Source organism: Cellvibrio sp. PSBB006 (assembly GCF_002162135.1).
Classification (GTDB): Bacteria; Pseudomonadota; Gammaproteobacteria; order Pseudomonadales; family Cellvibrionaceae; genus Cellvibrio.
In genome coordinates, this window is sequence record NZ_CP021382.1 from 3043160 (window position 1) to 3059582 (window position 16423).

A 16423-nucleotide genomic window follows, 5' to 3' on the forward strand; every position below is an offset into this window, starting at 1 on the left:
CTTTCACTGGGGCAACTAACCTGATGAGTTCGGGTGGTGAAAGTTTGGCTGGTACCTTGCCCCGTCATTTTTATCCACATGGAGTCTCTATGTCTAATCTTTTTCAAGGTATCAAAGGGTTTTACTTTGCTGCTTTAGCAGCAATGATTTTTCTATTGGCTGGCTGCCTACCGTCTGATGTCAATATGAAGCCGCCAATCACTGATAAAACCCCGATCAATAACGATGGAATTGTTGTAGCAACGGTCATTAATGCCGGGGGTTCCAGCCTACCGTTCAATCAATTAACGCTAACGCCCAAGAACATTAACGTTTCTAAAGGTAACAAATACCCTCGGCTTGTTTCGTTAAACGATCCCGATGGGAATACATCGCTATTTGCTTCTGCGATCCCGCCGGGCGAGTACACAGTAGAGAGCATCAGGTCTTTTTTTGTGATTGGCGAATATTTCTATTCGCTGTGGGCTACTGGCGGTGTTGATCTTGGAGTTTTTTCGGTTGCACCCGGAAAAGTTACTGATTTGGGAACCTTTATTTATTACCGCAAAGTTGAAGGTGAAAAATACTCGGATAAATTAATTCGCATTCCACAAACCAATAATCAGGAATTAATCAAACACTATCGTCCATTTATTAAATACTCACCTACAGAAGTACTTACCTGGAATGAAGACGGTTCAGATACAGAACGGTTTTCAACTTATGTTTCCTTATCTCAAAATCCGACACTTTTTTCCGCACGCCACATGAGTGATGGAGGATCGCTATTCTTGACAGGGAAGCTCGGCACTATCCTGGAGAGAATACCAAATGGCGAATGGAAGCAGGAAACCCTTGATACCAACGCTGATTTGCGAGCAATAGACACCGATCACAAAGGACAACTGTTGGTGGGAGGAGATCAAGGGGCGCTTTACTTAAGGGATGAAAATGCGCAATGGCAAGATTTGTCTCTGGATATAGGTACCGAGGTAACCAGTATTCAATTTTTGTCTTCAGGCGAGGCTGCGATTTATACTGTACAAAACGGTAATGGCGTAATTTTGCATGGTGATTTGAACAAAGGAATACCGGAATGGAAAAAGGTCTATTCATACCGAGTCAGTAAAGGCTGGGTTGATGTGAACGATCAGATACTGAATACAGGTGAGCCTGCCTTCAGGCCCCCCAAGACTTGGCAACGCGTAGAAAGCCTACGCGTAGAGAATTTTTTAGGCCAGGAATATGTTCGTGTCGGCATAAAAAAAGCGAGTAATGGCAAGACTTTTACAGTCATCGACAGTGTAGATTATAAACTCTTCAAATTATCTTCCGATAACAAGATAATATACGAGCCCAACGCTTTAGGCAGGATGGATGGGATCATGGACGCGGGCAAAACCAGTATAGGTATTGATATTGCCGGGTTTTGGTCGTGGACAGGCAAAGATTCTTTTCACCGTTACGATGCAAATTCAGACAGCTGGGTAAAAATTAAAACATATATAAACAATTGTCCAAAGGCCAAGAATAAAGTTCGTCGATGCACCGTTAATGGTCAATCAATGAAACGGATTGAAGACTTTGATTTTATTGCCACACCTGTATTTGTGAGTCCCGAGAAAGGCTACGCCAGCGTAAGAAGCATTGACATTGACCCAGAACAACGCAAATCTTACCTGCTTTCTACAACTGACGGTGGAGACACGTGGAAGAAATTGAATGTTGAGTTTCCTGCTAAATTCTGTACAGATATAGTACCTGAAATTGACGACAGAATTATGTTGTATTGCGCCGGTGTATCAGGTGACTTCTATGAATCAACCGACGAAGGAAAAACCTGGAAACATGTCCGTCAACATCAATACTTTTAATTGCTAACCTGGATGGTTTTAAGGTTGCACAAGGCATAGATATAAATTAGAGAACTAGAACATGAGCTCCGCTGCGCAAATTATTCTGGACTTCGGTGATGTCGCCCACGCTATCCAGCTTGCACTGGCGCCGGTGTTTTTGTTAACCGGTATTGCCGGTTTGTTGAATGTGATGGCAGGTCGGCTTGCACGTATCATCGATCGGGGCCGCAGCCTGACCGAGGAAGAACTTCCACAACACCTGGACAATCTGGACGTACTTAATAAGGAACTTGGCCGCCTTGAACGTCGGCGCCACTATGCCAGCTCTGCCATTACGGCTTGTACCTGTTCTGCATTGCTGGTGTGTATGGTGGTGGCAGTGATTTTTTTGCAGGTGTTGTTGCAGGTTGAATTCAAGTGGGTCATTAGTGCATTGTTTACAGCATCCACACTGACATTGATTGTGGGGCTTGGTTACTTTTTGCGGGAAGTGCATCTGGCAACGCGTACGGTGCGGATTCAGGTGATAACGCGGGTGAAATAGAATGAACAGATTAGAATGTCGGATTACGCTGCGCTAATCCGACCTACGAATCGGGATAGAATTTTTAATCGGGAGATGTAGGTCGGATTAGACACGCAGTGTCGTAATCCGACGCGTTACCATCAACGTTTTTATTTCACCATAAAGCTTGTCTGTAATCCCTCTTCCGCATTCGGCGCTATCCATAAATTGAATTGGCCAGGCTCGGTAACGAGTTGCATCGCTTGATTGTGGAAGGCGAGTTCGTCGGTGTGCAGGGTGAAGGTCACTTTTTGCGATTCGCCTGGCTTCAGGAAAACGCGCTGGAAGTTTTTCAATTCCCGTACCGGGCGAGTGACATCGCCAATAATGTCCTGCACGTACAATTGCACCACTTCGGTTGCGGCAACCTTGCCGGTGTTTTTAATTACGGCGCTGGCGGTGAGTGTTTTACCCAAACCGATTTCTTTTGCACTGATCTGCAAATTGTCGTAAGTAAACGTCGTGTAAGTCAAACCGTATCCAAATGGAAATTGTGGCTTGTGGCCGTAGTCGAGCAGGTTGGATGAGTTACCCGGTTGATGCTGGAACACGCCTTGTTCGATCTTGTCGATGCGCGTGTAATTTTTATCGGTGGCCGGGCGGCCGGTGGCCATGTGGTTGTAGTAGTAAGGAATTTGTCCTACCGCAATTGGCCAGGTTAATGGCAAGCGGCCCACCGGAGACACTTCACCGTATAGTACATCAACCAACGCCGGGCCACCCATGGTGCCGGGGTGCCAAGCCATCAATAAGGCCGTGGATTGTTCGAGAGTTTGATCCAGCTGAATCGTGCGGCCCGCCATAATGACTTGCACCAGTGGTTTACCGGTTGCCGCCAATTGCGCAATCAATTCCTGTTGTACGCCGGGCAAACGAATATCGCCACGACTGTGACCTTCACCGGAAAGCACAGACTCTTCACCACCCACATATAAAATCACGTCGGCTTTTTTGGCGGCGGCAACGGCAGCGGCAAAACCGGCGGTGCTTTTATCGCGGCTATAGCTAACGCCGGGAGCGACAATAATGTTCTTGTCGTTGCCGAGATATTTTTTCAAGGCAGGCAAGAAAGTGCGCGTATCTTTTTTCTCACCATCGTAAATCCAGGTACCGAGTTGTTCGAAGGGCGCATCGGCCAGCGGGCCGATCACAGCAATGGTTTGCTTTTTATTGAGCGGCAGGATTTTTTTGTCGTTCTTCAACAATACAAAGGATTCTTCTGCGGCTGTCTCAGCGGCGGCAAGGAATTTTTCATTCAGCAATACCTGCTCCCGGTTACCGCGTGGGTAGGGGTTATCCCACAAACCTAAACGCAACTTGATGCGCAGCATATTGCGCACGGCAGTGTTCAAATCCGCTTCGGAAAATTTTCCTTCCTTGATTAACTCGGGTAAATATTTTTCAAAGGTATCGGTGTGCATCTCAAAATCAATACCACCGTTAGCAGCCAGTTCCGCAGCGTGTTTGGCATCTGCAGCAAAGCCATGGGGAATCATCTCCATGACGGCATTCCAGTCACTCACCACGAAGCCATCAAATTTCCATTCGTCACGCAGGATTTTTTTCAGGGTAAACTTATTGGCAGTGGCCGGAATATCGTTGAGGGTGTTGTAGGAGCTCATGATGGTCATCAGGCCGGCGTCCACATTCGCCTTAAACGGACGCAGGTAAACATCGCGCAACAAACCTTCCGGCACATAAGCGGTGTTGTAGTCGCGACCACCTTCCGTTGCCCCATAGCCGACAAAATGTTTCGCCGATGCGGCCATCGCTGTTGGATCGGTCGGATCTTCTGTCTGGAAGCCTTCGGTCATCGCCACCCCCAGCAGTGACGCCAGGTAGGGATCTTCGCCGAGCGATTCGGCAATACGGCCCCAGCGGGGATCGCGCGCGATATCGATCATTGGCGCAAAGGTCCAGCGAATGCCATCAGTGGTGGCTTCTTCAGCCGCGATGCGCGCACCTTGTTTCACAATATCCGCATTCCAGCTGGCGGCCTGGCCAAGCGGAATCGGGAAGATAGTTTTGTAGCCGTGGATAACATCCTGACCAAAGATCAATGGAATTTTTTTAGGGCTTTCTTCCACCGCAATACGTTGCAATTCTTCAAACGCATATTTGTTGACGCTGCTCATGGTGACGTTGAGGAATCCACCGATCTTGCCGTCGCGTACTGCTTGCTTGATGGCTGGCATATCTTTTTCGGCATAGGTGCCCCAGTCGCGCAATTGGGTCTGGCCGATTTTTTCCGTGAGGCTCATGTTGGCGAGCAGTTCATCGATTTGTTTTTCCAGGGCCGGATCGGGTGCGGCGTAAACCAACGGGTTTAACGCTGCCACCATTAGCAGACTCATTCGCAGACAGCGACAAGCAAATTTTTTCATAACATCTCCAAAGAGTGGTTGTTCACCATTTTTTACATTTTTTCTTCCGGATTTTTTATGAGCCGGGAAGTGGGTTGCAAATCTGTATCTTTTTGGGAGGTACAGGATCGCGAGGTTTTTTTGCCAGGGGATAGGTTGGGCAATTCCTTTGCCCGCAATCTGCGGTCCGGATGACTGGGGAGTTATCTGGACCTTGGTTGTCGGATTACGCCTTTGGCTAATCCGACCTACGAACAAATAGTAATTAGTCGGCGCTGATCTCGAACCAGTTCATGTTCCAGCCGCCGCCACCGAGCATGTTGAAGCGCAGGGTGTGGTTGCCGACCGGTAAGCTGATGGTGGATGACACCGTGGACCAGGCTTGCCAGCCGCCGGTGGGTGCGATGGCTTTGGTGTCGATCTCCGTTTCGTTCAGCAGGAGTTCAAAGCCATCGCTGCCGTCCTGACTCGCCACGCGGTAGTCGATGGTGTAGTCGCCGGCTTCCGGTACGTGAATTTGATATTCCACCCAGTCGCCGCCGTCGAACCAGCCGGCGTTTTGTCCACCGCCCACATCGGTGCAAGCTTCCACCACAATACCCAACATATCGGTGTAACTTTCTGCTTCGATGCGTGCGGGAATCACAACGTATTGCAGTTCAGTATTCACCTGTTCGCTGCGGTAACTTTCACCGGACGCGCTCACCGCCGCCACACTGTAGTAATAAGTTTCGCCGCCCAGCAGCTCTGTGTCGGTAAACGTGGTGACGGTCAGTTCCTCAGCCAGCAAGGTGCGGTCGCCAGCGGGCGAGGTGCTGCGGTAAACCTTGTAGGTGATGCCTTCGCCGGCAACACTGTCCCAGGTGAGCGCATTGCTGCCGTCGCCTTCGGTGAGCACGAGGTTGGTGGGGCGATCCGGGTAATCAAACACGTCGTTGTGCTCGTCGGTCACCAGCCAATGGGCCAGACCTTCGTGTACGTCGTACTCCACGGTGCCGTAGCTGGCAAAGAGCGCTTCGATCTCTTCGGCGCTGGCGGTGGTGAAGTCAACACGGCCTTGATCATCGATAACATCCTCGCCCGCGACCGGTTCTTCTTCTATCAGGTAGATTTCCGCCCAGGTGTTATTGCTGTTGTTGCCGCGAAACACGCCGTTGAATACATATTCCTGGCCGGCTTCAAGGGTAACCGCCTGGTAGATCGCACTGTTGATCTCGCCATCCACGCCGGTGGGGCGACCGATATGCAGCGCCGCGCCCGTACCGCCGGTGGGCAATTTCTCGGCCTGGGTGAAGTAGAAATCGTTGGCGGTTTCACCACTGATCGCCACTGTCGTCCAGCCAGTAAACCCTTCTTCAAAGTCACCGTTGACGATCAAGTCTTCAGCCGTGGCGGTGTTGACCAAACTGATATTGTCGTAGGTCACATCCGGGATGCTGCCCGCATTGGCACCGGTCTTGATGATGATGTAGTAGGTCTTGGTGCCTTCACCTTTGGGCGAGATAGTGCCCGGCTGGTCGGCACAGGCTTCGGCAAAGGTGGAATCCCAGCCATTGCAATCCCAGGTACTGGCCTTGACGATTTGGCCCACGCCCACATCCAGTTCGGTGTTGGGCACATTGGTCACCATGCCCCAGGTACCTTCGCCCTGCCCGCCGGCAATGCTCACCAGCTTGTAAGACCAACTGGTCGAGGCCCAGCCGTATTGCGCGTAGGTATCGTAGGTGGCGCGGCCCAACTTGCCACCCAGCTCCAGACCGGCGCTTTGCCAGGGCTGGAATTCACCCATCAACATCGGCGTATCCAGGTTGGTCAGGCGGGTATTCCACTCACACACGCCTCCGGTACCACTCTCGCCACAGCGCAACCAGTCGCGGTGAATATCGTAGTGAGAGTCGTTGGGACGGTCGCCGAACAGGCCGGGATAGGGATGCAGCTCAAAGGCTACGTTGGTCAACCCGGCAGCGGCCGGGTCGCCGTAGACATCGATGCTGCCGTAATGGCTGTGCAGCATGATGATGTGGTTCTCGTCGATGGCGCGGATGGCGTCGTATAACTCCAGCACGCGTGTCTCCATAGCTTCGGCGGTTGAGCCCCAGGGCTCATTGAGCGGATCATAGGCCGCTACCACGGGTTCATCTTTGTAGCGGGTAGCCACCTGCTCCCACAACCATTTGGTACGGTCCTGATATTCCGCGTTGGTCCAGTACTGATTCTGTCCGGAACAGCCGGTGTGATCATTAGGCGTCTGGCCGCCGTGGGCGCCGTGCAGGTCGAGGATCACGTACATATCGCGCTCTTTTGCCTCGGCAATCGCCCAATCCAGGTAGTGCCAGGCATCCTCGCGCAGGGTTTTGGGGTTCTGTTCGTCTTCAATCACACTCCACAGGAACGGCAGACGTACCACGTTAAAACCAAATGCTTTCAACTGATCCCAATCGCGCTCGGTGATCCAGCTGTCATGGAACACCTTCATCAGGCGTTCTTTTTCTTCATAACCGAAGCGCTCGGTCAGTTCAGCTTCCAGGGTGCATTGATCATGCACCGTCTCGCCGGCCTGCCCCATCATCCAGAATTCCTGCACCAGCCAATTGCCCAGGTTGGTGCCCTTGAGATTGATCGGCGTGCCGCTGGCCTTGACCCAGCGGGTGCCGTCGGTGCGCAGCATGGTCAGCCCTTCGCTGCTGGCGCTGGAGGACGACATGGACTCGGCGGAACTGGAGGAGGCGTCGGTGACAGATGACGAAGAAGATGATGGCATTTCAGAAGACGCCACTGACGAACTGACGTCGGATGAGCTGACTGCAGACGAACTGGAACGGCTGCTGGACGTCGGGGAATCGTCATCGCCCGAGGAACCGCCGCAGGCGGCGAGTATCAGGCTGGTGCCCAGCACCATGCCGAGGGACAGGGAACGGGTATGCGTGGTTAACGCACCCAGGAGAGTTGTTGACATCTTATTGACCTCATTCGTTATTGTGATTGTGGTGGTGTTTCGCTGACCGCTTGGTGCGGCCCTGCTGTTTTTATTTTGTCGCTGTTATCAATAAAGCCCGGCGATTGTCGCTGTGCAGTCGCCCGGCGTCGTCCGAGTAACCCTTACTCGAACCCGGCAAATCGTCCTACCTTGCGCCCGATGGCAAACTGGGACGCATAAGGCGTAAAAAAAGGCCCCACTCCACCTGCCGGGAAGCGGGACCCAAGGTATTGAGAAAGAGGCAGGTCGCTGTTGACGACCCTTTTCTCAAGGTGGCGGGGCTCCAGACACAACACCGGCTCACCGCTTCGCCACCGAAGGGTGAGCCGGTTGTAACACGGAGGATTAGCGAACCCTGAGAAGACATTAACGGGTCGGGAGACGCCTGTCGTTCGAATGGACGGGTACGAGTGAGTCAGGTGAGGCGTTAGAGGTTCGGATTGGATCGGGTCAGCAGAACGACGCTAAAAAGCATTCAAAATCAATTCATTAAGCCAGTGTGCTTGTTCCATCGGCCTCCGGCCAAAACAAACGTCGCGTAAAAAATTCATAAGCGACACCGAAGCAAGAAATGCGGAAGGGGTTAAAAACGCGGGTCTGGATTAATGGGACTTCTCCAAACCCGGTTTTTTTACATCGGCCTTCAGCCTCGGTTCAAGGTTACTGCGCCGTCAAACTCCACCAATTAATATTCCAACCTCCATTGCGCACATAGAGCGACAAGGTCTGCTGACCCGCCTCCAGATAAACGCTGTTGGAAATCGTGGTCCAGTTTTGCCAGCCGCCGGTGTTGGGTACGGTATTCACCACCAGGTCCGTCGCGTTGCGGCTCAACACCACCTGGCCGGTGCTGTTGGGTGAGGCCACCCGGTATTGCACCGTGTACCAGCCAGCACTGGGAATATTGATGGGATAGGACATCCAGTCATTCGTGTCGATGTAACCCGCATTAAAACCGCCGCCGGCATCGGTGGTGGTTTCCATACGCACACCGGCATGGGCGCTGAAATGCTCAGCTTCAATGCGCTGTCCTACCGTGGGACGGTAGTTCATCCAATAGGTGATTTCAGAATTGCGCACCAGCGACTGATTGGCAAAGGAACGGAAGTAATTTTCGATCTGCGCCACGGTGGCGGTGCTGATGTTGATACTGCCCATGGTGCCACCGTTGTTGCTGTTGGTCACCATACCCCACCCCCAGGAACCGGGGTTGCCATTAGAGCCACCGAAAGACACCGTCTTGTAAGCCCAGTTGGTCGCGGCCCAGCCGTACATGTTGTAGATATCGTAGGTCTTGCGCAGCATCTGTCCACCCGCTGCACCGAGCAATGTCCAGGGCTGGAATTCGCCCACGAAGAAGGGCGTGTTCAGATTGGTGATGCGATTGTTCCAGTCACAACTTTCGCCGGTGCCGTTGGCGTTGCAATGGAGCCAATTGCTGTGAACATTGATGTGATGCGCGTTGCCGGTCCCTTCATTCCACCCCCACAGGCCGGGATAAAAATGCATCTCGAAGGCCACATTGCTGTTCATGCCACGCCCGGAAGGATGACCGTAGGCATCAATGCCGCCGCTGTTGTGACCGGGCAGGATGATCATGGTGTCCGGGTCTTTCGCACGGGCGACGTGATACAGCTCGGTAGAAAAATCCGCGAGGGTATTGGCATCAGTGCCCCAGGGTTCATTTAATAACCCGTATGCTGCGACCGCACCGCGCCCGCGATAACGGGCAGCAATCATGTCCCACAACCATTTGGTGCGATCGCGGTATTGAGCCGAACCCCACAGCTCGTTTTTACCCGCGCAACCGGAATGATGTTCCCAGCCCTGGCTACCGGCAGCACCGTGCAGATCGAGGATGGTGTACATACCGCGCTTTTCCGCTTCATCAATGGCGTAGTCCAGATACTGCCAGGCATCCGGGCGCAAGGTATAAGGCGCATTTTCGTTTTCAATCAGGTTGTACATAAACGGAATGCGCACCACGTTCATGCCCATAGCCTGCATATGGTCCCAGTCACGCGCGGTGATCCAGCTATCGCGGAAGATATCCATCAGGCGTTCTTTTTCGGCGTAGCCAAACCGCCCGGTGAGCGCGCCTTCCAGGGTGCATTGGTCATGGATAGTGCCGGCGTTGGTGGTCATGTTTTCGTTCATCATCCAAAACTCCAACTGCAGCCAGTTGCCCACGTTGGTGCCGCGCAGGTTGACGCGGTTGCCATTGGGGTCGACCCAGTAGCGCCCGCTTTGTTTGAGTTTGGGCAGCGGGGTCCAGCTCGCCTGACGGGTGAACTCCACCCAATTGATATTCCAACCGCCGGTGCGGGCAAATAGGGTGATGTTCTGCGGGCCGGCTTCCAGATAAACCGCTGAGCTGACGGTCGTCCAGTTCTGCCAACCGCCGGTATTGGGGATGCTGGTGCCTTCGGTGAGATCCTGACCGTTGCGGCCCAGTACCACCAGACCGGTGCTACCGGTAGATGCCACCCGGTAACGCACATCGTACCAGCCCGCTGTAGCCGGATTAATGGAATAGGTCATCCAATCGTTGGTATCGATCCAGCCGACATTCTGGCCACCGCCGCTGTCGGTGGTGGTTTCCAGTTGGACACCGGCCATGCCGGTGTAACTTTCCGCCTGGACCCTGCCCGGCAACGCAGTTTGCGCCTGGGCAAGTGATGGCAATAAAACACTGCCTGCGAGCAAGCCTGTCCATAACAGGTGTTTGCAGCGTGCGAGGGCATATGGAAACGAGCATAACGTTCGAGCGATACGGAGAGCAGTCGTCTTGGCCTTGGTTTTTTTCATGATGAAATACCTGAAGGTTTTATTGTTATCGCCATAACCGGGCTTTTTTTATATAACGTATTACAACGACCGAAGCGCCCATGCCATGGCGGATTGAATCGCGGCAACGCAATACGCTGCACGCCTATTGAGAGTACGCCCCACCCACAAACCTGTCGTTCGGTTAAAAAAATCTACGCCGAACCCGCGCCATTGCTCGTCTTCACGCTTGCGTCTGTGACGCAATTCACCCACTGCATTTATCTCCCTGCGCAGCGGCCGCCGCGCATTTTCACTTCGCGCCGGAAGCGGCAATTACCACAATCGTGAATTTCATAAGATGACAACTTTTTGAGGGCTACATGCGCATTGAATCGCCGCGTCTGAGTTGGCAACTGGCGCGCGTGTCTGGCCAGGCTGCAATTATTTGGGCTATGATCTTGCACGCCACTCTGGAACATTATCCGGCGCACCTGACCGACTGCGGATAAAGTCTTGCAGACCACCAGCCTGTATTTATCCAATAACCGTTTTACGTCCACCGGCGTTAAGCTCCCCTCCTCGCCGCGTGATGCATAACAATAATGATTGAAGCAAGGGCAGAACCCCATGAACGAAGTTGTATTTAATTTTCATGACGTGGTTTTACTGATGACGGCCATGCAGTGCTGCTTTTTTGCGGTATTGCTCGTTGCCACCAACACCAGCAAATCCCCCAGCAATTATTTCCTCGCCGCTTTTTTATTAGCTCACGCGTTTATTCCCTTGCATGAATTAATCCTCTGGGGTGCGGTATTCAAATGGAAAGTGCGCGAAGTCTTTCCGGAAGCTTTTTTTGTCGGCGGTTTTGCTTACTACGTGGATGCGGTGCTGTTGTACTTTTATGTGAAGTCGTTGGTGTTCCGCGATTTCGCGTTAAAGCGCCGCGATCTGTTGCATCTGATTCCGCTGGGAATTTTTATCGCGTTTATGTGCGTGATGTTTTACAGCCGTCCCTATGCTGAACGGATTGAATTAATCCGCGATGAAGTCTTTGTTTACGGCGCTGCGTATATCTCGATGGATTTTTTCTGTAAATCCTTGCGCGTTGTGTATTGCGCGTTAAGTTTTCTGTTGATCCTGAAGTATAAGGACATCCTGAAATCCACCCACTCCAATATCGAAAAAGTTGACCTCTTGTGGCTCAAGCTGCTGGTCATCGGCTTCCTTGGTGTGACCATCATGGAAGTGATCCTGAGCATTTCAAAGATTGTCGGCCTGATAAAAACTCACGACCTGAAAGTGTTTGAATACATTGGCCTGACCGGATACTACTCATTATTTATTCTGGTCAACCTGTTGGTGTTTACCAGCATGCGCTACTTCGCCACCTTCGAGGCCGTGCGGCAGAAAGACAGCCATAAAAAACCGCTCAACGACAAACTGCTCAACCCGGAGTTTGCCGAAAAAATCGACGGTCTGATGCGCAGTGAAAAACCCTATCTATTGCCCGACATCACCCTCGACATCCTCGCCGACAAACTGGCCATTCCCGCCAAGGATTTGTCGATGATTATCAACCGCCATTTCCACAATAATTTTTATGAATTCATCAACAACTATCGCATTGAAGAAGCGCGCAAGATGTTGATTGATCCGAAGCACAAAAATAAAACCATCACCGATATTTATCTGGAAGTCGGCTTTAACAGCAAGTCGGTGTTCAACACGTTTTTCAAGAAAATCCTCAGCGTTACGCCTTCACAGTACCGACAGGAACATGGGGAGGTAAAGAAGTAAGGCATCAAGGCAGTTCCAGGCGCGGGCTACGCGACTTTGGCAGGTTACCCGTGGAGCCCCTTTGCTCTTCATCACCGGAACCTCTGGAAGCACCGGCAGTTTGTTGTGGCACTGTCGGTGCACGGTTATACTGCCCGCTGTTTTGACTTCAGTTTGCCCGGACCAACGGGCGTGATTCGGCCCCGGGAATTCACCATGAAAACGTTATCCGCTTTGTTGTTGCTAGCCTGCCTGTGGCTAAGCGGCTGCGGCCAAACCGGCCCGCTGTACCTGCCGGAACAGGAACAACCGCAACCGGAAGCCCCTGCCGAATCACAAGACTAGCCGCCTTTTTTGCCTGATCGAGTCTATCTATGCAGCATTTTCAACCACGCAACGGCGAACTCCACGTCGAAGATGTGCCCCTGAGCGCCGTTGCCGAACGTTTCGGCACCCCGACCTATGTCTATAGCCGCGCCGCTTTTACCCAGCATTACCTGTCTTATGCCCAAGCCCTTGGGGATCATCCGGGCATGGTGTGTTACGCCATCAAAGCCAACTCCAACCTCGCCATTCTGAACCTGCTGGCCAAGCTCGGCGCCGGGTTCGATATCGTCTCCGGTGGGGAGCTTGAGCGCGTGTTGCGCGCGGGCGGCGATCCGGCGCGCATTGTATTTTCCGGCGTGGGCAAAACCCCGGAAGAGATGGCCCGGGCGCTGGATGTCGGCATCTTCTGTTTCAACGTGGAATCCGAAGCCGAGCTGGAGATCCTTGCCCGCGTCGCGGCAGACAAAGGCATGGTGGCCAATATCTCCCTGCGGGTGAACCCGGATGTAGACGCCAACACCCACCCCTATATCTCCACCGGCCTGAAAGAAAACAAATTCGGCATCGACATCCAACGCGCGCCGGCGGTCTATCGTCGCGCCGCCGAATTGCCGAGCCTGAAGATCAAAGGGCTGGACTGCCATATCGGCTCCCAGCTCACGCAACTGACGCCCTTCCTCGACGCGCTGGATCGCTTGCTGCTGCTGGTTGATGAGCTGGAAAGTGCAGGCATAACGATTTCCCACCTGGATCTGGGTGGCGGCTTGGGCGTGACCTATCGCAATGAAACGCCGCCGCCGGTGGCTGACTATATGGCCGCTATTAAACAGCGTCTGGGCGACCGTAAACTGAGCCTGATGTTTGAACCGGGTCGTTCGATTTCCGCCAATGCCGGTGTCTTGCTGACCAAGGTCATGTATTTAAAGCCCACGGAACACAAGAATTTTGCGATCATCGATGCCGCCATGAATGACAATATCCGCCCCTCGCTCTACCAGGCGTGGCAAGATATTCGTCCGGTCAAGCCGCGCGCAAGCGGTACAAAAACCTGGGATCTGGTAGGCCCGATTTGCGAGACCGGCGACTTTCTCGGCAAAGACCGCGAACTCGCCATCGAACCCGGTGATTTGCTCGCGGTCATGTCCACCGGCGCCTATGGTTTCAGTATGAGTTCCAACTACAACACCCGTGGCCGCGCCGCTGAGGTGATTGTCGACGGCGACCAGATGTTTGTTGTGCGCGAGCGTGAAACGATCGACGATATGCTGCGCGGTGAAACGCTTTTACCCGCTTGATAAAAGGAATACGCAATGCGTCTGCGGTTTAGCAAAATGCACGGTTTGGGCAACGACTTCATGGTGATTGATGGGGTCAGCCAAAAGGTGCGTTTGAGTCCTGAAAAGATTCGCCAGTTAGCCGACCGGCATTTCGGTATCGGCTTTGATCAGCTATTGGTGGTTGAAGCTCCGGAAAGTCCCGAAGTGGATTTTCGCTACCGCATATTCAACAGCGACGGCGGCGAAGTGGAAAACTGTGGCAACGGCGCCCGCTGCTTTGCCGTGTTTGTGCGCGACCGTAAATTGACCGGCAAGAATCTGATTACGGTGGAAACTGCCGGCGGCATGATGACCTTGCAGATCACCGAGAACGGCGAAGTCTGCGTCAATATGGGCGTACCGCGCCTGGTACCGGCGGAGATTCCTTTCGAAGCCGAGGCACAATCCCTTACCTATTCGTTAGCGGTTGATGGCACCACGCTGGAAATTTCCGCTGTCTCCATGGGCAATCCCCACGCGGTCACCCTGGTTGACGATGTAGCGACAGCGCCAGTCGCGACGCTTGGGCCGCTGGTTGAACGCCATACCCGTTTTCCGCAACGGGTAAATGCTGGCTTTATGCAAGTTGTCTCCAGCGATGAAATTAATCTGCGGGTATTCGAGCGCGGCGTAGGCGAAACCCTCGCCTGCGGCACCGGTGCTTGCGCTGCCGTGGTGGCTGGCAACCTGCGTCAGCTGATCGGCAATAACGTCAAAGTGAATCTTCCCGGCGGCAGCCTGCGCATCAGTTGGGCCGGCCCCGGTGAACCGGTGATGATGACCGGCCCGGCCACCACCGTTTTTCATGGACAGGTAAAGATCTGATGACCGATAAAAAATCCCCTACCCTGGCTGATCCACTGGACCCCGAACAGGTTGCGAATTACCTGCAACAACATCCGGAGTTTTTTGTTCACCATCAGGAGTTATTGGGTGATTTATTTCTGCCTCATGAGAGCGGTCCGGCGGTGTCTCTGGTTGAACGGCAGGTGTCGATTCTGCGTGAGCGCAACATCGACATGCGCAACCGCTTGAGCAAACTGCTCGACAATGCACGGGAAAATGACAAGCTGTTTGATAAAACCAAACGTCTGATCCTCAGCTTATTGGAAGGCCAGGATCTCGGCGATATCATTGACGCCTTGCATTACAGTTTCGACAAAGACTTCAATATCCATTTCACCAGCCTGCAACTTTACGGCAACGCCGACAAACTCCCCAGCAGCCAGGCCCAGGTGGTTGCCATTGCACAAGCGCGCGAACACATTGCGCCTTTGCTCAAAAGTAACCGCGCCATGTGCGGCACACTCGGGCAAAAAGAGTTGAGCTTTTTATTCGGCAAACACGCGGAAGAAATCGGCTCGGTGGCGACGGTACCGTTAATTCACGGCACCACCTTCGGCATGCTCGCCATCGCCAACCGCGATCCGAATTATTACCGCTCCAGTATGGGCACGTTATTTTTGGGCTATATTGCAGAAGTATTGAATCGGTTATTGCCGAAATATTTACCGCGCTAATTAATCGCCAATCTATGGCAAGAGGATATGCGCATGACTGAAGCTGCAACGCCTTTTGCTGACGAACTCGCTGCGTTTTTTACCTACATGCGTAGCGAGAAACAATTCTCGCCCCTGACGCAGGAAAACTATCAACGCGACCTGGAAAAATTCTGTCGCTTCTGCGCCAAATATTCGCTTCACGATCTCGCCGCCCTTCAGCCACAGCATATTCGTCAAGGTGTTGCAGCCTTGCATCGCAGTGGCCTCGGCGGCAAAAGCCTGCAACGCTGGCTGTCTTCCCTGCGCAGTTTTTTTCGCTTTGCGATTAAACGCGGCTGGATGAAGAACAATCCCGCTGATGGAATTCAGGCTCCAAAATCACCTAAAAAATTACCCAAAACCCTGGACGCGGATCAGACCTCGCAATTTGTTGAGGTGACGGGCGATAGTTTTATTGCCTGCCGCGACCGTGCGCTGCTGGAATTGGTTTATTCATCCGGCCTGCGTCTGGCCGAAGTCACCGGTTTGAATGTGACCGATGTCGATTTAAAAGAAGGCATGGTCAATGTAGTGGGCAAGGGTTCCAAGCAACGCATCTTGCCGGTGGGTCGTCATGCTATAACCGCATTGGAGGATTGGTTACCGCAACGCGCCCTGAATGCACCTGCTGATCAGGTTGCATTATTTATTACGCAACGTGGTGCACGGATCGGCCATCGCGCGGTGCAATTGCGGATGCAGCAATTAAGTGTGCAACAGGGGATGGATAATCCGGTGCATCCGCATATGTTGCGTCATTCATTTGCGAGCCATGTGTTGGAGTCGAGTGGGGATTTGCGTTTGGTGCAGGAGTTGTTGGGCCACGCGAATATTTCTACCACGCAGATTTATACGCATCTGGATTTTCAGCATCTGGCGAAGGTGTATGACAAGGCGCATCCGCGGGCGCAGCGGAAGAAAGGTTCACCTGAATTTGAATGAAATTTGAGAGTT

Annotated in this window: 12 protein-coding genes; 9 read left to right on the forward strand and 3 right to left on the reverse strand. The window is 52.8% G+C overall.

What is annotated here, in order from left to right:
• The first annotated feature begins 89 nt into the window (after positions 1 to 89).
• Together CBR65_RS12680 and CBR65_RS12685 are read left to right on the forward strand one after the other, a co-directional pair.
• Positions 90 to 1853 (forward strand): hypothetical protein, encoded by a 1764-nt coding sequence (locus CBR65_RS12680; RefSeq protein ID WP_087467185.1) that lies wholly within the window; start codon positions 90 to 92, stop codon positions 1851 to 1853.
• Between the two features lie 61 nt (positions 1854 to 1914).
• On the forward strand, positions 1915 to 2379 hold the full coding sequence (locus tag CBR65_RS12685; protein WP_087467186.1) for a DUF2721 domain-containing protein: 465 nt from the start codon (positions 1915 to 1917) through the stop codon (positions 2377 to 2379).
• A gap of 131 nt (positions 2380 to 2510) precedes the next feature.
• Here the strand turns inward: CBR65_RS12685 and CBR65_RS12690 are convergent, their stop codons facing one another.
• The 3 genes from CBR65_RS12690 to CBR65_RS12705 all read right to left on the reverse strand — a co-directional run bounded on the left by CBR65_RS12690 (position 2511) and on the right by CBR65_RS12705 (position 10548).
• Positions 2511 to 4784, reverse strand: a complete 2274-nt coding sequence (locus CBR65_RS12690; RefSeq protein ID WP_087467187.1) for a glycoside hydrolase family 3 N-terminal domain-containing protein — start codon at positions 4782 to 4784, stop codon at positions 2511 to 2513.
• Positions 4785 to 5028: 244 nt separating this feature from the next.
• The gene (locus CBR65_RS12695; protein WP_232461193.1) at positions 5029 to 7719 is read right to left on the reverse strand and encodes a carbohydrate-binding protein; all 2691 of its coding nucleotides are present in this window, start codon (positions 7717 to 7719) and stop codon (positions 5029 to 5031) included.
• Between the two features lie 681 nt (positions 7720 to 8400).
• Complete coding sequence (locus tag CBR65_RS12705; RefSeq protein ID WP_087467189.1) at positions 8401 to 10548, reverse strand: carbohydrate-binding protein; 2148 nt, start codon at positions 10546 to 10548, stop codon at positions 8401 to 8403.
• 341 nt (positions 10549 to 10889) lie between these two features.
• Between CBR65_RS12705 and CBR65_RS22580 the strand changes: the two genes are divergently transcribed.
• From CBR65_RS22580 to xerC, 7 genes are all read left to right on the forward strand, one after another.
• Positions 10890 to 11018 carry a hypothetical protein gene (locus CBR65_RS22580; RefSeq protein ID WP_255377141.1) on the forward strand — a complete coding sequence of 43 codons (129 nt, stop codon included), beginning with the start codon at positions 10890 to 10892 and terminating at the stop codon, positions 11016 to 11018.
• Positions 11019 to 11136: 118 nt separating this feature from the next.
• Entirely contained in the window at positions 11137 to 12306 is a 1170-nt protein-coding gene (locus tag CBR65_RS12710; RefSeq protein WP_087467190.1) for a helix-turn-helix domain-containing protein, read from the forward strand.
• Positions 12307 to 12501: 195 nt separating this feature from the next.
• Positions 12502 to 12630, forward strand: coding sequence for a lipoprotein (locus CBR65_RS22105; RefSeq protein WP_157672060.1), 129 nt, complete (start codon positions 12502 to 12504; stop codon positions 12628 to 12630).
• A 29-nt stretch (positions 12631 to 12659) separates the two neighbouring features.
• Positions 12660 to 13907, forward strand: coding sequence for a diaminopimelate decarboxylase (gene lysA / locus CBR65_RS12720; RefSeq protein WP_087467192.1), 1248 nt, complete (start codon positions 12660 to 12662; stop codon positions 13905 to 13907).
• A 15-nt stretch (positions 13908 to 13922) separates the two neighbouring features.
• Positions 13923 to 14753, forward strand: coding sequence for a diaminopimelate epimerase (gene dapF, locus CBR65_RS12725; RefSeq protein WP_087467193.1), 831 nt, complete (start codon positions 13923 to 13925; stop codon positions 14751 to 14753).
• Positions 14753 to 15448, forward strand: coding sequence for a DUF484 family protein (locus tag CBR65_RS12730; RefSeq protein ID WP_087467194.1), 696 nt, complete (start codon positions 14753 to 14755; stop codon positions 15446 to 15448). The genes dapF and CBR65_RS12730 overlap by 1 nt, the downstream gene beginning before the upstream one ends.
• Before the next feature lie 33 nt (positions 15449 to 15481).
• Positions 15482 to 16411: a tyrosine recombinase XerC gene (gene xerC / locus CBR65_RS12735; RefSeq protein ID WP_087467195.1), complete on the forward strand. Its 930-nt coding sequence runs from the start codon at positions 15482 to 15484 to the stop codon at positions 16409 to 16411.
• Positions 16412 to 16423: the final 12 nt, after the last annotated feature.